Raw genomic sequence first — 21,876 nt, 5'->3', positions numbered from 1 at the left:
GTCCGGAACCTCACCTTTGACCTGCGCGCGGGGGAGTTGGCCTGCCTGGTGGGGCCCTCAGGCTCCGGCAAGACCACGCTGCTCAAGTGCATCTCCGGGCTCATGGCGCCGACCGAAGGCGAAGTGCTCCTGGACGGCAAGCGGGTGACCGGTCCACCCAAGAAGATGGCCGTGGTGTTCCAGGAATACGGGCGTTCGCTGTTCCCGTGGATGCGGGTCCGCGACAACGTGGAACTGCCGCTGAAAAACCAGGGGGTGCCCAAGGCCGAACGCGACCGGCTGGTGGATGACGCCCTCGAGGCCGTGGGGCTCTCGCATGTGCCACGGTCCTACCCCTGGCAGCTTTCCGGCGGCATGCAGCAGCGCGTGGCTATTGCCCGGGCCATCGCGTACCAGCCCGAGGTCCTGCTGATGGACGAACCGTTCGCGGCCGTGGATGCGCAGACACGGGCCGATCTTGAGGACCTGATCCGGGTGGTCTGGAGAAAGCTGGGCGTCACGGTGCTCTTCGTGACCCACGACATTGACGAATCCGTCTACCTCGGCGAGCGGGTAATCATCCTTTCCAGCTCGCCTACCGTGATCCAGGAGGATATTACGATCGACCTTCCGGACGAGCGCGACCAACTTAATACCCGTTCCCTGCCGCGCTTCACGGAGCTGCGCCACCACGTGTACGAACAGATCCAGCTGGCGAAGAAGGGGCACCGCCCGGCCGCGGCCTCATCCGGGAAGGAGACCCCGGTCAAGGGGCAGCATGCCGGCTGACCCAGTCAACCAATGGCCGCAGGTCCTCCCACAGCCCGGCGATGTCCTGGACCGCGGCAGGGGTTGCCAGCCAGTCCGGCCGGCCAAGGTTGACGCTGGCGGAGAGGGATTTGTGCTTCAGGAGTTCGGCCCGCGGGTGCTCCCGCGCATACCCGCGCGGCACCGTCTTCAGCTGCTCTCCCTCAACGGCAAAGCCGGCCGCGGCAACAGCCTCCAGGATCCGCCGGAGCGACTCGCCGGTGCCGGAGGCGTCCACGGAATTGCGGTACCTGGCCAGCTGCGCCGGCGTATGCGAGTGGTAGCCGCCGCCCACCAGCAGGCCGTCAGCGCTTATCTGCAGGTAGTAGCCAACCCCTTCCTGGACGGATGCCACCGCACCCTGGGCCGTCTTGTAGGGGGACTTGTCCTCGGAAAACCGGATGTCCCTGTTGGGCCGGAAGAGCTTCGCCGGCCCAAACCTTGGTTCCAGCTCCGCAAGCAGTAACGAAAGCGGTTCCCTGACCAGGGACAGGTAACTGTCCTTGTGTTCCTGCCACCACTCCCGGTTGTTGTTGTCCTGAAGCTCCTCATAGAACCCGAAGGCGCCGGCAGGTATGCCCTGGAAAGTTGTCATGCAGCGATCCTAGGGACCCTCCACGCAGATGGACACGGCCGCCGGCCCGTATGTGCAAAGAAGGGCACCCCGCCACGGAAACCGTGACGGGGTGCCCTCAAAGCCGTGAAGCCCGGCAAGAAGCTGGATCAGCCGATCTTGTTGGCAGCCTCAGCGTCGGAGGACGGAGCTGACGGAGCAGCCGCGGTACCGAGGTTGGCGCGCAGCTTGGCGCCGAGTTCGGCGTCAACGTTGGTCCAGTACTGGATGGCGCGTTCCTTGATGCCGGGGCTCTTGACGCCGCCCACTGCACCGGTGATGGTCTCGAGGAAGCGGGCCTTCGCAGCTTCGTCGTAGACCTCGCGGTAGAGCGTGCCTGCCTGGACGAAGTCGCTGTCCTCGGCGTGGAGGGAGTGCGCGGCGAGGGTCAGCTCGCCGTCGTTCTCCCAGCCGCCGGCCGGGTTCTGCGGCTCGACTGCGGCCGGGCCGCCAACGGAGTTGGGGGCGTAGACCGGCACGGACGGGGCGTTGAAGTGGTAGCGCCCGGCACCGTCCTGGCTGTAGTTGTTGACCTGGTTCTTGGGCTGGTTCACCGGGATCTGGGCGTGGTTGGTGCCCACGCGGTAGCGGTGTGCATCCGCGTAGGAGAAGATGCGGGCCTGCAGCATCTTGTCCGGGGAAGCGGCGATGCCGGGCACGAAGTTCGACGGCGCGAAGGTGGCCTGCTCGATCTGCGCGAAGTAGTTTTCCGGGTTCCGGTTCAGCTCCATGGTGCCCACCTTGATCAGCGGGTAGTCGCCGTGCGGCCACACCTTGGTCAGGTCGAACGGGTTGAAGCGGTAGGTCTTGGCGTCCTCGTACGGCATGACCTGGACGTGCAGGTCCCAGGACGGGAAGTTGCCGGCCTCGATGTTCTCGGAAAGGTCGCGGATGTAGAAGTCGGCGTCGGAGCCTGCCAGCTGCTCGGCCTGCTCGCTGCCCATGGAGTTCACGCCCTGGTTGGACTTGAAGTGGTACTTGACCCAGAACCGCTCGCCCTCGGCGTTGATCCACTGGTACGTGTGCGAGCCGTAGCCCTGCATTTCGCGCCAGGAGGCGGGCAGGCCGCGGTCGCCCATGAGCCAGGTGACCTGGTGTGCGGACTCGGGGGACAGGGTCCAGAAGTCCCACTGCATGTCGGCGTCGCGCAGGTGCGTGCCCGGCAGGCGCTTCTGGGAGTGGATGAAGTCCGGGAACTTGATGCCGTCACGGATGAAGAACACCGGGGTGTTGTTGCCCACGAGGTCGTAGTTGCCCTCGGTGGTGTAGAACTTCACGGCGAAGCCGCGGGGATCGCGCCAGGTGTCCGGGGAGCCGCTTTCGCCGGCCACGGAGGAGAAGCGGATCAGCATTTCGGTCTCGACGCCGGGCTGGAGGAAGGCTGCCTTGGTGTACCTGGACACGTCCTCGGTGGCCTTGAACGTACCGAAGGCGCCGCCGCCCTTGGCGTGCACTACGCGCTCCGGCACCCGCTCGCGGTTGAACTGGGCGAGCTTTTCCACCAGGTAGTGGTCAGTCAGGATGATGGCACCGTCGGCACCGACTGACTTCGAGTGCGCGTCCGACGTAACGGGGGCACCTGACTGGGTTGTTGAAATGGCAGTCATTGTTCTCCTATTTCTCTATTTCTTGCGGGGGACGATTGGAAGGAAGTTGTTGGGACTGCTGGCAGTCCTGGCAGATGCCCTGGTACATGACGTCGGCGATCTGGATGGTCATCGGCTTGGCGTTTTCATCCCAGTGGGGGGTGAGGCAGGGTGCGTGGCCCACTGCGCAGTCGACGTCCTCCACCCGGCCGCAGCTGATGCAGATGGCGTGGTGGTGGTTATCGCCCACCCGCGTCTCGTACAGGGCGGGGGAGTGCGGGGGCTCAAACCTGCGGAGCATGTGCAGGTCCGTCAGGTCGCCGAGCACCACATATACGGACTGTGCAGTCAGCTCAGGCAGTTCGGCGCGGGCGGCGGCCAGGATGCTCTCGGCAGGGGAGTGGGGGTGGCGTTCGACGGCGGCCAGGACCGCCAGCCGCTGCTTGGTCACCCTGCGGCCGTGGGCACGCAGGGCGGCAGCCCATGCCTCGTGGCCGTCAAAGTGTTCCGTCATGCCACCATTCAAGCACTTATTATGAGCATCTCACAATAAGGCTCGGCTAATACGTTGTGAACGGGAAGAAACCGCCGCCGCTAGGGTTGCAGGGTGGGGAAACTGCTCGCTGACATCACGCCGCTCCGGGAGAGCCCTGCGTTCCGCCGGCTCTGGGTGGGCTCGGCCGTATCCGCCGTCGGCAGCCAGCTCACCCTGGTGGCAGTGAGCCTTGAGGTTTACCGGATAACCGGGGAGAGCCTCTACGTCGGCCTGCTGGCGGTCTTCGCCCTGGTGCCGCTGGTGATCGGCGGGCTGCTGGGCGGATCCATCGCCGACTCCCATGACAGGCGCCAGGTGGCGCTGCTGGCCTCCACCGTCATGTGGCTGGCCACCGGACTGATCGCGCTGCAGTCCTGGCTGCAGCTGGGCAACGTATGGGTCCTGTACCTCCTGGTGGCGCTGCAGAGCGGCGCGCAGGCCATCAACCAGCCGGCCCGCAGCGCCATCCTTCCCATGCTGATCCGCACCGAACTCCTGCCCGCGGCCAACGCACTGAGCATGATGTCCTTCGGCCTCGCCATGACGGCCGGTCCGCTGCTGGCCGGCGTGCTGGTGGCCTGGGTGGGGTTCGGCTGGACGTACACCCTTGATTTCGCCAGTTTCGCGTTCGTGCTGTGGGCGGTCTACCGGCTGCCGCCCCTGCCGCCGTCAGGGAGCCCGGGCAGGCCCGGACTCCGCTCCGTCGTCGAAGGCTTCCGCTTCCTCGGCACGCGGCCCAACCTCCGGATGACCTTCGTGATCGACCTGGTGGCCATGGTCCTTGCCCAGCCGCGGGCGCTGATGCCGGCCATCGGTGCCGTCATGATCGGCGGCGGCGAAGCGACCGTAGGCGTCCTGCTGGCGTCCACCGCCGTCGGCGCTTTCCTGGCGGGCCTGTTTTCCGGACCCCTCGGCGGCGTCCGCTGGCAAGGGAGCGCCGTGGTCATCTCGGTAATGGGGTGGGGTGCGTCCATGGCGGCCTTCGGCCTGGTGGTGCTGCTCGCCGGGCGTGCACCGGACGGGGCGGTCACGCCCTGGCTTCTCCCGGCGGCAGTCTGCTGCGCGCTCGCGGGCATTGCCGATTCCATCAGCGGCGTCTTCCGCCACACCATCCTCCAGGCGGCCACACCGGACCACCTCCGCGGGCGGCTCCAGGGCGTCTTCATCGTGGTGGTGGCCAGCGGTCCCAGGATCGGCGACCTGCTGGCCGGCGGCGCCACCAGGCTCGCGGCCGAGGGCTGGGTCCTGCTGCTCGGCGGCGGGCTGTGCATCGCCGGGGCCTGGGCGGCGGCCAGCCTCCAGCCGGGCTTCCGAAGGTACGACGCGCGGAACCCTGCCCCCTAGACAGCCGTTTCCATAGTGAGTAAGGAGGAGACGTGCACAAACACTACAACGGGCTCAAGACCGCGGCGCTCTTCGGGGTGCTGTGGGCGGTGCTGCTGGGCCTCGGGGCGCTGATCGGCACCAGTACCCGCAGCTCCGCGCCGATCTGGATCATGGCCCTCGTGGGCGTGGCCACGACGGCATACGGCTACTGGAACAGCGACAAGATCGCCATCCGCGCCATGGCGGCCTACCCCGTCACGGAACCGCAGGCGCCGCAGCTGTACCAGATGGTCCGGGAACTGTCCGTCCGCGCCAACCAGCCCATGCCGCGCATCTACCTCTCGCCCACCATGAACCCGAACGCCTTCGCCACCGGCCGCAATCCCCGGAACGCCGCCGTGTGCGTGACCGAGGGAATGCTGCAGTTGCTGGACGCCCGGGAGCTCCGCGGAGTCCTGGGCCACGAGCTCATGCACGTCTACAACCGGGACATCCTCACCTCGTCCGTGGCCGCCGCCGTCGCAGGCGTGATCACGTCGGTGGGCCAGATGCTCCTGTTCTTCGGCGGCGGTGACCGGCGCAATTCCAATCCGCTGGCGATGCTGGCCATGGCGCTCCTCGCCCCCTTCGCGGCGTCGCTGATCCAGATGGCCATTTCCCGGACCCGGGAGTACGACGCCGACGAGGACGGTTCGCAGCTGACCGGCGATCCGCTGGCGCTCGCCTCAGCGCTGGCCAAGATCGAGCGGGGCGTCACCATCGCACCGCTGCCGCAGGACCAGCGGCTGGTGAATGCCTCGCACCTGATGATCGCCAACCCCTTCCGCGGCGGTGCGATGACCAAGCTGTTTGCCACGCATCCGCCCATGCGGGACCGGATTTCCCGGCTGGAGCGGATGGCAGGCCGGCCGCTGGGCTGACGTCCGGCGTCTCCGGGACGCGCAAAGAGGCCGGCGCAGCCCTATTCCGGGTGCGCCGGCCTCTTGCGTGTCGGCCGAAATTATGCGCGTCGAGAACGACGGCGGCGGACGGCTAGCTGCGGAAGTTCACGAACTGCAGGTCGGCTTCCTCGAAGTCCTTCAGCAGGGCCATGGTGGCCTGCAGGTCGTCGCGGGACTTGGACGTCACGCGGAGCTCGTCGCCCTGGATCTGGGACTTGACCGACTTGGGGGCTTCGTCCCGGATGAGCTTGTTGATCTTCTTGGCAAGGTCCTGCGCGATGCCCTCCTTGATGGAGGCCTCCAGCCGGTACTCCTTGCCGGACGCATAGGGCTCGCCGGCGTCCAGCGACTTCAGCGAGATGCCGCGGCGGATCAGCTTGGACTGGAGCACGTCCAGCACTGCCAGGACGCGTTCCTCGGAGTTCGCCTTCATCAGGATCTTTTCGCCGCTGAAATCCACCTCGGCGCCGACGCCCTTGAAGTCGTAGCGCTGGGCCAGCTCCTTCTGCGCCTGGTTCAGCGCGTTGGCCACTTCCTGCTTGTCTACCTTGCTTACGACGTCGAACGTTGACTCGCCTGCCATGACTCTCCTTTTGCCGGTGGAAGCCCTGTGCGCGGACAGGGGGTTATCACTGCATTCCAGCCTAATACGGATGGCCGCGTTGAGGGGCTCAGGGATTCACAGTTCCCTCCCAGCGGACGCTCTGCAGGAACGAAGGAGGGCGGAGAACAGTTGAACGTGTTGGGAAGTTGTTCGAAGGGAACACCATGCACCGCCAGGCCGTCCGTAACGCCACCCGCACCACCTCGGCAGCAGCGGGGGCGGTGGCCGCAGCGGCGTCGTCGGTGGCCGCAGCAGCGGTGGCTGCCTCCATCGCCCTCGCTCCGGTGGCCGATGCTTCATCCCGGATGGAGGGAGTCAGCGAGGACCTGCTGCGTGCAGTCCAGCTGAACCAGATCACTGAGGAGCAGGCCGTGAAGTTCGAGGCCCGGCTTGCCGGAAGGATTCTGGGAGAGGCCTGAATCCGTTCCTTTCCCCGTTGTTTCAAGGGATTTCCGGGCCTGCGCGGCCCGATTCGATTCTTCGGCGGAAGTTCTGTAAAGTTGTCTTGCCCGCGGTTACTGGAAGCGGAACGGCCCGGAAACGGACGTTCTGCAGACTGCATCGGCGGGTACTTCTTTTGAAGTTCGGCAGATTACCCGAGCGGCCAAAGGGGGCTGACTGTAAATCAGCTGGCAACGCCTACGGGGGTTCGAATCCCTCATCTGCCACCCAAGGAAAGGCCCGTAGTTTCCAGGAAGCTACGGGCCTTTGTCATGCCCGGCCGCTGCGGGCCGCCGCCCTGGATCGGCTTCGGATCACGCCAGGTGGGCAGGCTGCCCGATCTTTTTCCAATCCTGTGACAAATCTGGGCGGATCTTGATGATGCCGCAGATAGTGTTCTCACATATTCGCAATTTTTATGGGGGGAAATTGTCGGTGGCCGGCATGTCTGACGATGTTGAGGGACCCTGGCTCGATATCGCCGAGGAGGTCCGCTGGTATCCCTCGCCGCATAATTCCCAGCCGATAAAGCTGAGGCCGATCAGCGAGACCGTTGCAGTTGTCTATTATGACCTTGACCTTGGGCTGCCTGCCGAATCTTTCGGAATCCCTTTCGGCCACGTGTGCGCGGGGGTCTTCCTGGAGTCACTGTCCGTGGTGGCCGCGGCCCTGGGCTACCGCACCGTGGAAAGCCTTGAGCTTTCCGAAATGGATTTCGCTGCCGAGGACCGGCTGCATCTTATTGGCACAGTCCGATTGGAACCTGCTGCAGCTGGCTCCCATTCCCCGCCCTTGGCCGAAAGTGCTTTGGCCGCATTCCGGGCCAGGCGGACGTCGCGCCGGCCGTACGACAAGCGGGTGGTCGATGAGGCGATTTTGACGGCAGCTTCTTCCATTGCCGCCCGCCAAGGATACGCATTTCATTCAACCGCTGACAGCCGCACTGTTTCATCGCTTGTGCGGATCAATCAAAAAACTCTCTTTTCCGACTTGCGCAATAATGCGGTCTACGCCGAGATCATGGAGTGGCTGCGGTTTTCGAAGGACGAGGCTGCAGCCCGGGCAGACGGTCTCAGCGCGGAGACCATGATCATTCCCGGCCGGGTGCTTCGATTCGCGATGAAGCACCGTAATCTTTGGTCCTTCCCAGCCATCGGCGGTTTCATAAAGGCCGTCTATCTACGCACAATGCGTGGCGTGCGGCAGCTTGGATGGTTGGAAGGCCCGTTCGCGGAGCCGGGCCATTTCCTGGAAGCCGGGCGCACGTTCATGCAGGTATGGCTCTTTTTTTCGGAAAAGGGCGTATCCCTCCACCCCTTTGGCACTGTGATCACCAACCCGTCTTCTCACGCAGAATTCGTCGAGGAGGCTGGAATCAACGAGACAGCGAACCGGATGGCGTGGATGCTGTTCAGGTTCGGTTACAGCGACACCCCGCCACAGTCTCACCGCCGCCCGGCGGCCTCGATGCTGCTCACCGATGACATGTCCGTACAGGAGCCACACCTTGAATAAGAAGCTCATATTTGCGTTCGTCTTTCTTATGGACAGATTCGTCGGGGTCTTTACGCCAAGGGTTTCAACTCACCGGATACTGCTGATGCCGGGCATCGAACCTTTCCGTTGGACCGCCGGACGCTGGAGGGCCTGGCGGACCTTTGAGATGGCGGCTAAACGGGTCCCTGCTTATCGTGAGTTCCTCTCCGAACATGGCGTCAGTGGAAGGCTTTCCCTTAAGCGCAGGACGGTGGCGGAGGCCTTCGCCGCGCTGCCGGAGATGGACAAGGACAGCTACATCAAACGCTGGACCATTCCTGCCCGCAGCGTGGACGGCGTGCTTCCCCGCCATGGAGTGGTTGTCGATGAATCTTCCGGAAGCTCGGGTGTTCCAACCAGCTGGGTGCGTGGCCGCGACGAACGTCTTGCCACAAGGCAGCTGCTCCAAGTTGGCTTTTCGCGCACCGCCGAGACACTGAGGAAGCAGCCGTTCGTGCTCAACTGCTTCTCACTCGGAGCATGGGCAACAGGGATGAACGTCACGACTTCCCTGACAGACGTGACAATGATCAAATCAATCGGCCCGGACCGTGACAAGGTAATCGCCACGATGCTGGAGTTCGGCCCGGATTACACCTACATCATCCTTAGCTATCCGCCCTTCCTGAAAGCCCTGTTCGACGACGATCGGATCATCTGGGAGGACTACGATATCGTGGCGGCATTCGGCGGCGAGGGCATCAGCGAGAACATGCGCGCCCACATCACGAAGTACGCCCACAGTGCCTTCGGCTCCTACGGTGCGTCCGACCTTGAGATCAACATAGCCATCGAAACGGACTACACCGTGGAGCTTCGCCAGGCGATCGCGGCCAACCCGGAACTGTCCTCACGGCTCACCCGGCAGGACGAATACGGCGTGCTCCCGATGATCTTCCAGTTCAACCCGTACGACTACCTCATCGAAACGAACGGGGACGGCGAACTCGTCGTCACGATCGTGCGCAAGGAGAACGTCAACCCGCGGATCCGTTACAACATTCATGACCGCGGACACGTGCTGCGCGTGCGTGAGCTCAACGCTGTGCTTCGGGAATTTGGGCTCGAACACGTCATCCGCCAGCAGTTCCTCGATCTGCCCGTGCTCTTCCATTACGGCAGGAGCGACCTGTCCGTCGACTTCAACGGAGCAGTTGTGGCACCGGATGCATTGCGCGACGTCCTTAGCAGTGACCAGAGCCTTCTGTCAGCAGTCGAAAACCATCGGCTTGTCAGTTTTGAGGATGCGTCGGGAAACCGGCAGCTTCACATCGCGCTTCAGCTCACCTCGAAAGCCACCACCGAGGGCACCTTCGAGGCAGCTTCCTACCGGACATACATCCTTGAACGACTAAGAAGCATGAACGGTGACTTCAACAACGCAATCCTTACTTCACCTGAGGCAAGCCTCCCGACGATTGCTTTTTATCCGCTGCGCACCGGCCCCTTCACATCGGACGGTTCAAAGCTAAAGAACGAGTACGTCTGGCAACTTGGCCCCACGGCTCCCCAGGACTGGGAGCTGGACCTCACGTTCCGGGCCCAAAAGAGCCGGGCATCGGCTGACTGACGTGGGCCGTCCAGGGGCCGAAGCTGCCCCGGAACGGTGCCAAACCGCCGTCGACATCGGCACGGCCCGGGCGTAGTCTGGCAGCATCGGCGCATGTGCCCGATGCCCTGCGTCGATACCAATCGATGAAGGAGGACCAATGAGTGCCGTACGTGAATTCATGACTACGGACGCACAGTGTATTAAGGAAAACCAGTCCTTGGCAGATGCCGCCCGGATGATGAAGGACCTGGACTGCGGATCGTTGCCCATCTGCGGCGACGACGGCAAGCTGCATGGCATGATCACCGACCGTGACATCGTGATCAGGTGCGTGGCCGCCGGACGTGATCCGCGCGAAATGATGGCCAGCGAACTCGCCTCGGGCAAGCCGTACTGGATCGATGCCGACGCGAACGTTGACGCCGCCATTGAAATGATGGAAACACACCAGGTCCGCCGGCTCCCCGTGATCGCCGACCACAAGCTGGTTGGCATCATCAGCCAGGGGGACATCGCCCGCAACTACTCGGAACAGCGCGTGGGCGAACTGGTGGAGCATATCTCGGAGCGCAAGCGGATGAACGCATAGCCGGGGTCTTCCTGGCGCAGTTCATGCCCTTGTCCGCGGCTCCCTGCATTGAAGGCCAGGGACCGCGGACAAGCTATGCCAAGGCAACCTTGGCAGTCAGTTCAGCGCGATCAGGAGCATCTGGCTGGTGCCGGGGATGCAGGTCTGCAGGATGGCCCGGGGGAAGCCGCCGAAGACCGCAATCACGTCGTTGGTGGTTCCCGGGTTGGGCACCTGTCCCCGTGCCGAAACCGTGTACGTTCCATAGCCCGGGATGCTGACCGTCTCGCCCACCCCAATGCCGGAGAAACGTGCCCAGCCGCCGCAGAAATCGTGCTCCGTGATGAAGAGCGAATAGCCGTCATTGGGGGTGTAGTGGATGGGACCGATGCAGGCGTCCACCATGGCCTGGCCGCCGGCGCCCGCCACATAAATGGTGCGGACCGCGGGTGCGGCAAAGACAGGTGCCGGAGCGGCGGCTGGGGGTGCCGGGGCGGGAACGGACGCTGCAACGGGGGCGGAAGCGGGGGAAGCGGCCGCCGGCGCCGCAACAGGCGGGCCGGTCAGGACCAGCGTCTGGCCAGGGTAAATGATGCTGAACGGGCCGAGGCCGTTGGCGGCGAGCATCGCGTTCATGTCCACGCCGTGACTGGCCGCGATGGCCCCGACAGTATCTCCGGGCACCACGGTGTAGACGTTCGGATCACCCGCAGGCGCGGGTTCAGGGGCGGGCGCCGGAGCAGAGGCAGGTGCCGGTTCAGCCGGTGGCGCCGTTTCGGGAGCCGCGGGCGCCGGAGCTTCCGCTTCCGGGGCTGCCGCTTCTGCCGCGGAAACAGCTTCCGCTGCGGCGGCCGGCACTTCAGGTGCCGCGGCTCCGGCAACCTGGCCGATCGCCGTCGTGCTTTGGGTCAGCGACGCGGGAGGCGCCGCCAGGGCACCGACGCCGACGGCGGCCACCACAGCGGCAGTGGCCATGCCGGCCCACAGCTTGTTGCTGATGGCCGGCCGCACGCCGGTGAGGTCGGTGCGGGGTTCATCGGTGGCAAAGCTCCTGCTGGGGCCTTCGGGAGTGGAGAGGTATGGCTGGTTCATGGGTAGCCCATCCGGGTTCGGTCCAGGCAGGCTGGCGCTGTGCGCTTCAGCAGGCAGGACGGATTTAGGAAATATGCGCCCGGCCGCCCCCAGCTGTTGCCGGGCTGCACAAAAAGGCGCGTGATGGAGCGTCCGCATACCCAGAAAATACGGAGGCCCCGTGAGGAGGCAGGACCCCCGGGAAGCCAGCCCGGGGGACCCGCCCGCACGTGTCAGGTCCTAGGAATCCCGAGTCTAGGAAGGGAGCACGGCGGGCGGCACCAGTAGGAAATACCCGAATATTTGCGCGGGATACCCGATAACGCGGCACCGACTACTCAACCGCCGGCAACCCGATACTTGCCCGCAGCCGGGCGGACTACGGCGTGCGCCGCTCCTGCAGCTCGGCGATCTCGGCCCGGAGCGCGGCAATTTCCGCCACGAGCCCCGCCATTTCGGCACGGACCGGCTCCTCCGCCTCGGACACAGCCTCGGCGGTATCCTCCACCCGCTGGACCAGCCACGACGCAATGGACGCTGTCACCACACCCAGGACGGCAATGCCGCTCATCATCAACGCAGCCGCCACCATGCGGCCGATCGGCGTCACCGGGTACATGTCGCCGTAACCCACGGTGGTGATGGTGGTCATGGCCCACCAAAGGGCATCGCCGAAGGTAATGATCTTCGCGTCCGGCGCGGACTGCTCCGCATCCAGGACTGCGAGGGCTCCAACGAACACCAGCATCGTGGCCGAGCCCACCACGTAGGTGACCACGCGTCCCCTGAGCGTGTCGCCCAGCGTCCGGTGCAGCACGGACAGCAGCGTCACCAGGCGGAGGAGGCGCAGCGGCCGGAAGAACGGCAGGGCCACAATCACCAGTTCATGCAGGTTCCGGATGAACCAGGTGCTGCGGTCGCCCGCGAGCCACAGGTTTGCCAGGTAGTCCACCACGAAGATGCCCCATGTCGCCCACATGACTGCCTCGAGCCAGATGGCCGCACTGCCCTCCAGCCTGCCAATCACCTGCCATGCGTACGCTCCCAGGAAGACGAGCGCAGTCACCGTCAGCGGCCAGTCCGCCAGGTCCCGGTAGCGTTGTTGGGTCATGCAGGAAATCCTACTAACAGCTCCACCGCCGGCTGCAGCCATGCATGTTACTGGCGGGTAGCATAAGGGGATGCACCTGCTCCTGAGAACCCTCCTGATGCTCTTCCGATCCTCGCGCCGCCCGCCGGTGACGGTCTGGGACAGTGCCTCACTCCCGCTGCGGGTGCTGCCCACGGACATCGATATCGCCCTGCATGTCAACAACGGCATGTACCTGTCCCTCATGGACCTGGGCCGGTTCGACCTCATGGTGCGCAGCGGAGTCTGGAAGCGGATGCGCCGGCGCGGATGGGGCCCCGTGGTGGCCGCGGAGACCATCGCCTTCCGGAAGTCCCTCCAGCTGTGGCAGCACTACGCCATCGAGACCCGGATCATCGGGCTGGATGCCAAGGCGATCTTCTTCGAGCAGCGCATGGTGGCCGACGGCGAGGTCTATGCCCGCGCGTACATCGCCACCCGGCTGGTGGCCAAGGGCCGGCCGGTCAGCCAGGAGGAGATCCTGCGCGAGTTCGGCGAGCCGCCTGCGGACCTGGTCCTCCCCGACTGGATCCACGAGTGGCGGGCGTCCAGTGCGCTGCCTGGCAGCAGGACGCCGGCGCCGCATGACTGGGAAGCGTAGCGCCTAAGCGCCCACGTCCCGCCGTTCCAGTGCGACGGCGGCCACCGCAACGAGTGCCGCCGAAATGCCCCACAGCCACGCTGCCGCCGCCCAGTCCGCCCCGTTGGCCACCGGCGAATTGCCGTACGCCCAGTGGTAGGGGCTCAGCTCCAGCAGCCACTCCACCTCCTTGCTCTGGCGCCCCACGGCGTTGAACACGTAACCGAGCACGGCCACGGTGGCGCCCGCGGCCAGTCCATAGGTCCGCCGGCCCGTGACAGTGCCGACGCACAGGGCAGCCGTTCCGCTGAGGAGCGCCAGCCCGGCAAACAGGACGGTGGCACCCAGCAGATTGTCCAGCTTGATATCCAGCTGCGCGGGCCCGTTCAGCAGCCAGACGAGCGCACAGACCAGGGCAGCAAGCAGGACCACGCGCAGGAACAGTGCCAGCGCCCGCTCCAGTACCACCTGGCCGCGGGTCACACCGTGGGCCAGGGTCAGTTCCAGCTGACCCGATTCCTCGTCCCCGCCCACGGCCGCGGCGCCCCAGGCGACAGAGGCTATGGTCATCAGCATGAAGCCAAGGAGTCCGTACAGGGTGGCCTGTGCGTAGCCGGGTCCAGTGGCGATCTGGTCATAGTTCAGCGCCTTTGTCATCTCCGGGGGGAGAGCGTTGACCATGTCCTGCATTTCCGCGCTGCCGCCGAGGGACGGGTACAGCGGGAGGTAGAGGAAACAGGCTGCGGCCAGTCCGGCCGCCCAGCCCAGGGTGGAGCGCCACGTGTCGAGGAAGGCGCGGCGGAACAAGGGGAGTGTTTTCACCGCGCGTCCTCCGGCTGGCCTGAGTACATCTTGAGCACGGCTTCCTCCAGGTCAGGCTCCTCCAGGACGAGGTCGGTCAGCTGGAGGGAAGCCAGCATCCGGACCAGCGGCTGGATGGCGCCCTCCAGCGTGGCGGACAGCGTTACGCTGCCGTCCGCCTCAAGCACCTCCGCCTGCCCGATGCCGGGCACCCCCGACAGCAGCGCCACGGCGTCGGGCGCAGGGATGCCGTGCGTGGTGAAGCGGACGTGGCGCACGGCCCCTTCGCGCAGCCCTTCGACCGACTCGACGGTGATGATCCGGCCATCGCGGAGGATGGCCACCGTGTCCGCCGTCTGCTGCACCTCGCTCAGGACGTGGGAGCTGAGGAAGATGGTCTGTCCGCGGTGTTTCGCCTCCCGCACCATCGCGTGGAACTCCTGCTGGACCAGCGGATCCAGGCCGCTCGTGGGTTCATCGAGGACCAGCAGTTCCGGCTGGTGCATAAACGCCTGGACCAGCCCGAGCTTCTGTTTGTTGCCCTTCGACAGCTGGCGCGTGTGGCGGTCGAGGTCCAGCCCCAGCCGCTCGGCGAGCGAGTCAATACGCCCCGGCGGAACGGGCCCGCTGATGGCCTGGTAGTGCGCCAGCAGCTTGCGGCCCGTCACCCGGCCTTCGAGGAACAACTCTCCGGGCAGGTAGCCGATGCGGCGGCGAAGCCCGGGTCCGCCCAGCCGCGGATCAATGCCGAGGACGCGGATCTCGCCCCCGCTGGGCCGGATGATGTCCAGCAGGCAGCGCATGGTGGTGGTCTTGCCGGCGCCGTTGGGTCCGATCACGCCGAACACCGTTCCGGTCTCCACCTCGAAATCAATGCCGTGCAGCACTTCCCTGCGGCCGAACCTCTTGGTCAGGGACCGGGCGGAAACAGCGGTGGCCATGAGCCCTCCTGGACGCGAACACAGCGGCTGGTGACCCCCAGACTAGGCTCCGCGGGCGGCCGTGTACATGGAGGGCGCCCGGTTATTCCCGATCACGCGCGGAGCGAACAAGGGCTCCCTGAACAGGACAGGCCCGGGCATCACGCGTACCGTTGACACATGGCTACCCTTGACATCACAGGTGAACAGTTCGCATCCACCATCGAAGGCAACGATATTGTCCTGGTGGATTTCTGGGCGGAATGGTGCGGCCCCTGCAAGCAGTTTGGGCCCACGTACTCAGCGGTCTCAGAGAAGCACCCGGATGTCCTCTTCACCAAGGTGGACACGGAGGCGGAGCAGCAGCTGGCCGCCGAGGCAGGCATCTCGTCCATCCCCACGCTGATGGCCTTCCGCGAAAAGGTGCTGGTGTTCTCGCAGCCCGGTGCGCTGAACGCCCAGCAGCTCGAACAGGTGGTGGATGCCGTGAAGGCGCTGGACATGGAGGAAGTCCATGCCCATGTGGCACGCCAGCGGGAAGAAGCCGCTGCAACGGCCGGCAGGCAGGCCGGCCCCCAGGACGGAACCCAGATCCCGGACGCCTGATCCCCCCTTAACTTCGAATGCGGGACCTCCCACTGGGAGGTCCCGCATTCGTTTTAAAGCAGCTGATTCGGACAGGCTAGATCCGTTCCACCTTGACCGGTTCCGCCAGCAGCGCGCTCAGCGATTCGTTGAGGTCCTGCACCGCGATGCCCTTGGAATGCTTGGCCAGATCCTCCTCCGACGCCCACTGCTCGGTCAGGACCAGCTTCTCTTCGGTGGCTTCGGTCAGCTCGTAACGGATGCAGCCCGGTTCGTTCACCACCTCATCGATGGCTATTTCGAGCGCCAGCTTTACACGGTGGAACTCGCCGTCGTTGGGGATGAACGTTGCCTGCAGGTCAATGGGTGAACTCATGGATTTCACAATACCGGCAGCAGGGGAGGGCTTTGCCTCTGTTGCGCCGGACACCCGGGTGTTGTGGTTCCGCGGTGCTTTTATTGCCGGGGGCCACTTGGTAGCGTGCCACCATGCGCGCTTACACAGCCGGGGACACTGACGTCCCGCTGCTCGAAGAGACCATCGGCACGAACTTTGAGCGGGTGGTGGAGCGGTTCCCCTTCCACGACGCGCTGATTGAGGCGGCGCCTGTTCCCGGGGCGGATGCGCGCCGCTGGAGCTACACAAAAATGAATGACGACGTCGACAGGCTGGCGCGTGCGCTCCTCGCCACGGGCGTCGCCAAAGGGGACCGGGTGGGGATCTGGAGCCCGAACTGCGCCGAGTGGACGCTGCTGCAGTACGCCACGGCCAAGGCCGGCGCCATCCTGGTGAACGTCAACCCGGCCTACCGCAGCCACGAGCTGGAATTCGTGGTGAAGCAGAACGGCATGCGGATGCTGGTCACGGCGCCGTCGGACCGGAACAGCGACTACGTGGGGATGGCCCGCCGGGCGCTCGCAGGGTGCCCCGACCTGCGCCAGCTGGTCTTCCTTCCCTCGCCTGGCGGGGAAGGGCTCGACGCCGGCGTCCCCCTCAGTGACGCGGAACTGACCTACGCCGAGCTGCTTCGGCGGGCGGACGACGTCGGACATTCCGGCCTGAAGGCCCGCATGGCTGAACTCGGACCGCACGATCCCATCAACCTGCAGTACACGTCCGGGACCACGGGATTCCCCAAAGGAGCCACCCTGACGCACCACAACATCCTGAACAACGGGTTTTCCATTGGCGAGCTGCTCGGCTATACGGAACACGACAGGGTAGTGATACCCGTGCCCTTCTACCATTGCTTCGGCATGGTGATCGGCAACCTGAACGCGCTGAGCCACGGTGCGGCCACCATCATCCCCGGCCGCGGTTTCAGCGCGGCTGCCGCCCTGGAAGCTGTCCAGGATTTCGGCGGCACGTCGCTGTACGGCGTGCCCACCATGTTCATCGCCGAACTCGCGCTGCCCGACTTTGCGTCCTACGACCTCTCAACCTTGCGCACCGGCGTTATGGCCGGCTCCCTGTGCCCCATCGAGGTGATGAACCGGGTGATCTCGGAGATGAACATGCATGATGTTGCCATCTGCTACGGGATGACGGAGACATCCCCGGTGTCCACCATGACCCGGCAGGGCGATACCCTGCAGCACCGCACCGAAACCGTGGGACGGACCATGCCGCACCTGGAGAGCAAGATCGTGGACCCGGGCTCCGGAGATGTCCTGGAGCGCGGGCAAATCGGCGAGTTGTGCACCCGGGGCTACGCGGTGATGGAAGGGTACTGGAACCAGCCGGACAAGACGGCCGAGGCCATCGACGCCGAGGGATGGATGCACACCGGCGACCTCGCCCGCATGGACGGGGACGGCTACGTGGTGATCGAGGGCCGGATCAAGGACATGGTGATCAGGGGCGGAGAGAACATCTATCCCCGGGAAATCGAAGAGTTCCTCTACACCCACCCGTCCATCCGGGACGTGCAGGTCATCGGTGTCCCGGATGCGCAGTACGGCGAGGAACTGATGGCCTGCATCATCCTGGAACCGGGGGCGGAACCACTGGATGCTTCTGCCCTCGCCGACTTCTGCCGCGGCCGTTTGGCCCACTACAAGATCCCGCGCTACGTGGACATCCGGGCCAGCTTCCCCATGACGGTCTCCGGGAAAGTCCGCAAAGTGGAGATGCGCGAGGAAGCAGTGGCCCGGCTGGGTCTCTGATTCGTCCTCCGCTGCAACCTACAGCAACGCGGGGTCACTTTCCGCCCGATAATCCGGGTTTCTCTGGCAGGGAGTGACCCCGCGTTGCCCAGGGAAGGGCGCCCTGTGGATAACGTGAGACGCTGTTCTGCCCGAACGCGCACACTGGGTGGCATGGTTACTGCGAAGCCACTCCCCGAGGAGCTCTCAAAACTGCCATTCACGGTCTATCAGGCGCGGGCCCTTGGTGTTGCGCCGAACCGTTTGCGGGCCAAGGACCTGATGGGCGCAGGACGCCTAATCCGGGTGCACGCCGGCCGCGAGCCTTCCATGGTCGAGCGGGCACGCGTTCTCTGTGCTGCTACGCCGGACGCTTGGGTGTCGCACGAGACTGCCGGTATCTTCTTCGATTTGGGTCTCCCTCCATGGCTTGGCCAGGAGCCGCTCATCCACCTCAGCAAGCCTCACGGATTACCAAGGGTCCGTCGGGCCGGGGTCATCGGTCACCGCGTGCATGTAATTCCCGGTGAAGTCATTGAGATTGACGGGATCAGGGTCAGCGGTCCCGCTCGAACGTGGCTTGACCTGGCCCATAAGCTTCCCTTGCGGTATCTCGTGGCCATGGGGGACCAACTGATCCGCACTCCCCGGCCGGAGTTGGAGTTCCGCAGCCTGCCGTTTGCCTACAAGGAAGGTCTGCGCCTTTTGATACGGCAGCATCCCAACATGAAAGGTGTCGAAAAAGCGCGACTGGCGTTGGATGAGATGCGGGTAGGGTCGGATTCCCTCCCGGAAACGTTCCTGCGGCTGGCGCTCTTGGACGCGCGCCTCCCGGAACCCGAATTGCAGCTCCGTCTCGACCCCGGCGACCCAAGGTCGCCTGCAGCCGACCTTGGGTATCGAAAGCACCGGATCGCGGTGCAGTACGACGGCGCCCATCACCGGTCGAGGGAACAACAGTCGCGCGACAACCGTCGGGACGAATTCTTCATCAACGCGGGTTGGTCCTATTTCAAGCCGAACGCAGATGACCTCGCTAACGGTTTCCAGGACCTCATAGCCAGAATCAAACGGGCCTATTCCCGCCATAACGCGGGGTCACTTTTGGGCCGATGACTGGGGTTTATCGGGCTGTATGTGACCCCGCGTTGCACCGATGAGTCAGTGCCGGCGGTGGTCCTGGATGGTCATCCGGGGGCCGAACGTCGGTTTGCGGAAGCCGCTGGCCTGGATCATCCGCACCACGCGCTGGCGGTGCCCCCGCCATGGTTCCAGCAGCCGGAGCATGCCGGCGTCGTCCGTCCGGCTGCCGGTCAACGCCGCGCCCACGTAGGCAGCCAGGTGGTAGTCACCCACCGAGACCGAGTCCGGGCAGCCGTGGGTGCGCTGCACCACCTCGGCCGCTGTCCACACGCCGATCCCCGGGATTACCTGCAGCTTTTCGGCGGCCTCCAGCGCCGGCAGCGCGGCCAGCCGTTCAATTGCGACGGCGGAACGCAGCGCCCGCATCACGGTGGCCGAACGTTGCGGCCCCACGCCCGCCCGGTGCCACTCCCAGCTGGGGACCTGCAGCCATTGGCCGGCGGTGGGAGCCAGCACCAGGCCGGCCGGAGCCAGCGCGCCGGCCTGGGGAGCGGGGGAGCCGTAGCGATGCAGAAGGTAGCGGTAGGCCCGGCGGGCCTCGATCACCGTCACTTTCTGTTCAAGGATGATCGGGACGAGCTGGTCCACCATGCGGCCGCTGGCGGGAAGCCGGACGTCGCGGCTTCGCCGCCGCGCCTCACGGACCATGCCGGGGAGGGTGGCATGGAAGGAGGGCTCGTCAAACGCCGACCAGTCGTCATCCCCGCCCAGGAGCCGCGGCACTGCCCGCACGGCCGCCGCGGCGCCCGTGCCCCAGGCCTGGACGTCCACGCAGTGCTCCAGGCCCGGGCCGCCGGCGGAGCTGAACCTCACGGCGGCCGGGCCGTCCGTCGTCGTAAACGCATTCCAGATGACGTTTCCCTGGACACTGAAGGACGGATCGCTGTTGCCGCGCAGGAGCGGACTGAGGGTCCGGGCAAGGTGGTAAGGGCCGCCCGGATACCACCGGACAGAGGCGTCCGCCGCGGCTGCCAGCCGGGCGGGAACCTCTGCAATCGTCATACAGCCATCGTCCCACGGCCCAGCGACAACAGGCGGCCGCCACCATCTTTGGCAACCGGACGCACCTGCCAAAGGCCCCTTATCCAGCCGGCATTCCGGGTCTAGAATCCCAGGTGTGGCGCGGGGCATCCGCGCCTTACCTTCGAGATTCCAGGTGAGCGCAATGGGTGGAGTGGTGCATTTCGAGATCCCCGCTGACGATCAGGAGCGGGCCAGAAAGTTCTACCGGGAGGCCCTTGGTTGGCGAATCGACGCCGTCCCGGGAATGGACTACAACATGGTCATCACCACGCCGATGGACGAGGCGACCGGCCAGCCCACGGAAGCGGGCGCCATCAACGGCGGCATGATGGCCCGGGAAGGTGAAATCACCAGTCCCGTCATCACGGTGGACGTTCCGGACATTGACGCCACCCTCAAGACCGTGGAGCGGCTGGGCGGATCGGTCGTGATGCCCAAGAACGAGATCCCCGGAATGGGCTACTTCGCCTACTTCAAGGACTCCGAGAACAACATCATGGGCCTCTGGGAGAACCTGCCACCGGACCAGCAGGCCCAGGCTGCCGGGTAACGGCATGCATGCGGGGGAAGCGGTAGCTTTGTACACATGAAGTACGCCCAGTCCATCCTGGACCTCATCGGCAATACCCCGCTCATCAAGCTCAACCACGTGACAGAAGGCATCAAGGCCACTGTCCTGGTCAAACTCGAGTACCTGAACCCTGGCGGTTCCATCAAGGACCGCATCGCGGCGAAGATGATCGAGGACGCCGAGCGGGAAGGCAAGCTGCAGCCCGGCGGCACCATCGTGGAGCCAACCTCCGGAAATACCGGAGTAGGCCTGGCCCTCGTGGCCCAGCAGAAGGGCTACAAGTGCATCTTTGTGGTCCCGGACAAGGTGGGCGAGGACAAGCGTGCCGTCCTGCAGGCCTACGGCGCCGAGGTTGTGGTGACGCCAACTGCCGTCCCGCCCGACAGCCCGCAGAGCTACTACGGTGTTTCGGACCGGATCGTCCGGGAGACCCCCGGTGCATACAAGCCGGACCAGTTCTCCAACCCCGCCGCTCCCGGCAGCCACTACCAGACCACCGGGCCGGAGATCTGGCGGGATACGGACGGCAAGGTCACCCACTGCGTGATCGGCGCCGGCACCGGCGGCACCATCACCGGCACGGGCCGCTACCTCAAGGAGGTCTCGGCTGACAGGCCGGCGTCCGACGGCGGCGTGGTCCGGATCATCGGCGCGGACCCGGAAGGTTCGGTCTACTCCGGCGGCACCGGGCGCCCGTACTTCGTGGAGGGCGTGGGGGAGGACATGTGGCCCGCGAACTACGACAAGTCCGTGCCCGACCAGGTGATCGCCGTCAGCGACGCCGACTCCTTCGCCATGACCCGGCGGCTGGCCCGCGAGGAGGGCCTGCTGGTGGGCGGGTCCTCGGGCATGGCCGTCGTGGCCGCCCTGCAGGTGGCCCGGGACCTGCCCGAGTCCGCCGTCGTCGTCGTCATCCTTCCCGACTCCGGCCGCGGCTACCTCGCCAAGATCTTCAACGACCAGTGGATGCGCTCCTACGGCTTCCTGTCCGGCGGCGAGGAGACCTCCGTGGGTGAAGTCATCAGCTCCAAGAACGGCGAGCTGCCGGACCTGGTCCACATCCACCCGAACGAGTCCGTCCGCGATGTCATCAACATCATGAACGAGTTCGGCGTCAGCCATATCCCGGTCCTGTCCCAGGAGCCCCCGGTGGTCATGGGCGAGGTGCTGGGTGCCGTGGACGAGCGCACCCTCACGGCCAAGCTGTTCCGCGGCGAAGCCAAGCTCACGGACAAGATCTCCGAGCACATGGGCCCCAAGCTGCCCGTCATCGGCTCCCTGGAAACCATCTCCGCGGCGAGGGAACTGCTCTCGGACGTGGACACCGTCATGGTCACGTTCGTGGGTGCACCCGTGGGCATCCTCACCCGGCACGACCTCCTGGCCTACCTCAGCAACTGAACTGCTTCACCTGACCTGC

At 65.4% G+C, this 21,876-nt stretch carries 22 protein-coding genes, 1 tRNA gene and 1 pseudogene; 14 read left to right on the top strand and 10 right to left on the bottom strand.

Features of this window, described 5'->3' with window-relative positions; genetic code table 11:
- Nucleotides 1-45: 45 nt before the first annotated feature.
- Nucleotides 46-768, top strand: a pseudogene (locus tag ACQ3DC_RS02795) (ABC transporter ATP-binding protein); the annotation flags it as partial.
- Here ACQ3DC_RS02795 and ACQ3DC_RS02790 read toward each other — a convergent pair.
- The 3 genes from ACQ3DC_RS02790 to ACQ3DC_RS02780 all read right to left on the bottom strand — a co-directional run bounded on the left by ACQ3DC_RS02790 (nt 746) and on the right by ACQ3DC_RS02780 (nt 3,499).
- Nucleotides 746-1,381, bottom strand: coding sequence for a DUF2461 domain-containing protein (locus ACQ3DC_RS02790; RefSeq protein WP_430751469.1), 636 nt, complete (start codon nt 1,379-1,381; stop codon nt 746-748). The pseudogene ACQ3DC_RS02795 and the gene ACQ3DC_RS02790 overlap by 23 nt on opposite strands.
- 128 nt (nt 1,382-1,509) lie before the next feature.
- Nucleotides 1,510-3,006, bottom strand: a complete 1,497-nt coding sequence (locus ACQ3DC_RS02785; RefSeq protein ID WP_430751468.1) for a catalase — start codon at nt 3,004-3,006, stop codon at nt 1,510-1,512.
- Between the two features lie 7 nt (nt 3,007-3,013).
- Nucleotides 3,014-3,499 carry a Fur family transcriptional regulator gene (locus ACQ3DC_RS02780; protein WP_157241553.1) on the bottom strand — a complete coding sequence of 162 codons (486 nt, stop codon included), beginning with the start codon at nt 3,497-3,499 and terminating at the stop codon, nt 3,014-3,016.
- 93 nt (nt 3,500-3,592) lie between these two features.
- Between ACQ3DC_RS02780 and ACQ3DC_RS02775 the strand changes: the two genes are divergently transcribed.
- Nucleotides 3,593-4,864: an MFS transporter gene (locus ACQ3DC_RS02775; RefSeq protein WP_430751467.1), complete on the top strand. Its 1,272-nt coding sequence runs from the start codon at nt 3,593-3,595 to the stop codon at nt 4,862-4,864.
- Nucleotides 4,865-4,896: 32 nt separating this feature from the next.
- Entirely contained in the window at nt 4,897-5,766 is an 870-nt protein-coding gene (htpX, locus tag ACQ3DC_RS02770) for a zinc metalloprotease HtpX (RefSeq protein ID WP_321214133.1), read from the top strand.
- 112 nt (nt 5,767-5,878) lie between these two features.
- On the opposite strand, the gene ACQ3DC_RS02765 is transcribed toward htpX, so the two are convergent.
- Nucleotides 5,879-6,370 carry a YajQ family cyclic di-GMP-binding protein gene (locus tag ACQ3DC_RS02765; RefSeq protein WP_104998705.1) on the bottom strand — a complete coding sequence of 164 codons (492 nt, stop codon included), beginning with the start codon at nt 6,368-6,370 and terminating at the stop codon, nt 5,879-5,881.
- Nucleotides 6,371-6,555: 185 nt separating this feature from the next.
- Here ACQ3DC_RS02765 and ACQ3DC_RS02760 point away from each other — a divergent pair, with 185 nt between their 5' ends.
- The 5 genes from ACQ3DC_RS02760 (at nt 6,556) to ACQ3DC_RS02740 (ending at nt 10,509) form a co-directional block, all read left to right on the top strand.
- On the top strand, nt 6,556-6,810 hold the full coding sequence (locus ACQ3DC_RS02760; RefSeq protein ID WP_430751466.1) for a hypothetical protein: 255 nt from the start codon (nt 6,556-6,558) through the stop codon (nt 6,808-6,810).
- Nucleotides 6,811-6,977: 167 nt separating this feature from the next.
- A tRNA-Tyr gene (locus ACQ3DC_RS02755) sits at nt 6,978-7,059 on the top strand.
- 151 nt (nt 7,060-7,210) lie between these two features.
- On the top strand, nt 7,211-8,347 hold the full coding sequence (locus ACQ3DC_RS02750) for a hypothetical protein (RefSeq protein ID WP_430751465.1): 1,137 nt from the start codon (nt 7,211-7,213) through the stop codon (nt 8,345-8,347).
- 232 nt (nt 8,348-8,579) lie between these two features.
- Nucleotides 8,580-9,938, top strand: a complete 1,359-nt coding sequence (locus ACQ3DC_RS02745; RefSeq protein ID WP_430751464.1) for a CoF synthetase — start codon at nt 8,580-8,582, stop codon at nt 9,936-9,938.
- Nucleotides 9,939-10,077: 139 nt separating this feature from the next.
- Nucleotides 10,078-10,509: a CBS domain-containing protein gene (locus ACQ3DC_RS02740; RefSeq protein ID WP_157241555.1), complete on the top strand. Its 432-nt coding sequence runs from the start codon at nt 10,078-10,080 to the stop codon at nt 10,507-10,509.
- Between the two features lie 96 nt (nt 10,510-10,605).
- Here the strand turns inward: ACQ3DC_RS02740 and ACQ3DC_RS02735 are convergent, their stop codons facing one another.
- Both ACQ3DC_RS02735 and ACQ3DC_RS02730 read right to left on the bottom strand, forming a co-directional pair.
- Nucleotides 10,606-11,580 carry a LysM peptidoglycan-binding domain-containing protein gene (locus tag ACQ3DC_RS02735; RefSeq protein WP_430751463.1) on the bottom strand — a complete coding sequence of 325 codons (975 nt, stop codon included), beginning with the start codon at nt 11,578-11,580 and terminating at the stop codon, nt 10,606-10,608.
- Nucleotides 11,581-11,938: 358 nt separating this feature from the next.
- Nucleotides 11,939-12,670 carry a potassium channel family protein gene (locus ACQ3DC_RS02730; RefSeq protein WP_157241557.1) on the bottom strand — a complete coding sequence of 244 codons (732 nt, stop codon included), beginning with the start codon at nt 12,668-12,670 and terminating at the stop codon, nt 11,939-11,941.
- 70 nt (nt 12,671-12,740) lie between these two features.
- Between ACQ3DC_RS02730 and ACQ3DC_RS02725 the strand changes: the two genes are divergently transcribed.
- Nucleotides 12,741-13,289, top strand: a complete 549-nt coding sequence (locus ACQ3DC_RS02725; protein WP_430751462.1) for an acyl-CoA thioesterase — start codon at nt 12,741-12,743, stop codon at nt 13,287-13,289.
- A gap of 3 nt (nt 13,290-13,292) precedes the next feature.
- Here ACQ3DC_RS02725 and ACQ3DC_RS02720 read toward each other — a convergent pair whose 3' ends face one another.
- Together ACQ3DC_RS02720 and ACQ3DC_RS02715 are read right to left on the bottom strand one after the other, a co-directional pair.
- Nucleotides 13,293-14,090, bottom strand: coding sequence for an ABC transporter permease subunit (locus tag ACQ3DC_RS02720; protein WP_430751461.1), 798 nt, complete (start codon nt 14,088-14,090; stop codon nt 13,293-13,295).
- Nucleotides 14,087-15,010: an ABC transporter ATP-binding protein gene (locus ACQ3DC_RS02715; RefSeq protein ID WP_430751460.1), complete on the bottom strand. Its 924-nt coding sequence runs from the start codon at nt 15,008-15,010 to the stop codon at nt 14,087-14,089. The genes ACQ3DC_RS02720 and ACQ3DC_RS02715 overlap by 4 nt, the downstream gene beginning before the upstream one ends.
- A 159-nt stretch (nt 15,011-15,169) precedes the next feature.
- On the opposite strand from ACQ3DC_RS02715, the gene ACQ3DC_RS02710 reads away from it, so the two are divergent.
- Nucleotides 15,170-15,595 carry a thioredoxin family protein gene (locus tag ACQ3DC_RS02710; RefSeq protein WP_157241560.1) on the top strand — a complete coding sequence of 142 codons (426 nt, stop codon included), beginning with the start codon at nt 15,170-15,172 and terminating at the stop codon, nt 15,593-15,595.
- A 76-nt stretch (nt 15,596-15,671) separates the two neighbouring features.
- Here ACQ3DC_RS02710 and ACQ3DC_RS02705 read toward each other — a convergent pair whose 3' ends face one another.
- Nucleotides 15,672-15,950, bottom strand: coding sequence for a putative quinol monooxygenase (locus ACQ3DC_RS02705; RefSeq protein ID WP_104999812.1), 279 nt, complete (start codon nt 15,948-15,950; stop codon nt 15,672-15,674).
- 113 nt (nt 15,951-16,063) lie between these two features.
- On the opposite strand from ACQ3DC_RS02705, the gene ACQ3DC_RS02700 reads away from it, so the two are divergent.
- Nucleotides 16,064-17,740 carry an AMP-binding protein gene (locus ACQ3DC_RS02700; protein WP_430751459.1) on the top strand — a complete coding sequence of 559 codons (1,677 nt, stop codon included), beginning with the start codon at nt 16,064-16,066 and terminating at the stop codon, nt 17,738-17,740.
- A 153-nt stretch (nt 17,741-17,893) separates the two neighbouring features.
- Complete coding sequence (locus ACQ3DC_RS02695) at nt 17,894-18,835, top strand: hypothetical protein (RefSeq protein ID WP_157241562.1); 942 nt, start codon at nt 17,894-17,896, stop codon at nt 18,833-18,835.
- Between the two features lie 45 nt (nt 18,836-18,880).
- Here the strand turns inward: ACQ3DC_RS02695 and ACQ3DC_RS02690 are convergent, their stop codons facing one another.
- Entirely contained in the window at nt 18,881-19,864 is a 984-nt protein-coding gene (locus ACQ3DC_RS02690; protein ID WP_321214119.1) for a DNA-3-methyladenine glycosylase family protein, read from the bottom strand.
- Between the two features lie 163 nt (nt 19,865-20,027).
- On the opposite strand from ACQ3DC_RS02690, the gene ACQ3DC_RS02685 reads away from it, so the two are divergent.
- Together ACQ3DC_RS02685 and ACQ3DC_RS02680 are read left to right on the top strand one after the other, a co-directional pair.
- On the top strand, nt 20,028-20,435 hold the full coding sequence (locus tag ACQ3DC_RS02685; protein ID WP_430751664.1) for a VOC family protein: 408 nt from the start codon (nt 20,028-20,030) through the stop codon (nt 20,433-20,435).
- A gap of 36 nt (nt 20,436-20,471) precedes the next feature.
- Nucleotides 20,472-21,857, top strand: a complete 1,386-nt coding sequence (locus tag ACQ3DC_RS02680) for a cystathionine beta-synthase (RefSeq protein ID WP_157241564.1) — start codon at nt 20,472-20,474, stop codon at nt 21,855-21,857.
- Nucleotides 21,858-21,876: the final 19 nt, after the last annotated feature.

The sequence above is a fragment of the Paenarthrobacter sp. NEAU-H11 genome (genome assembly GCF_050573415.1).
Lineage (GTDB): Bacteria > Actinomycetota > Actinomycetes > Actinomycetales > Micrococcaceae > Arthrobacter.
The sequence above is the reverse complement of the archived record's forward strand: the minus strand, read 5'-3'. Positions and strand labels throughout refer to the sequence as shown.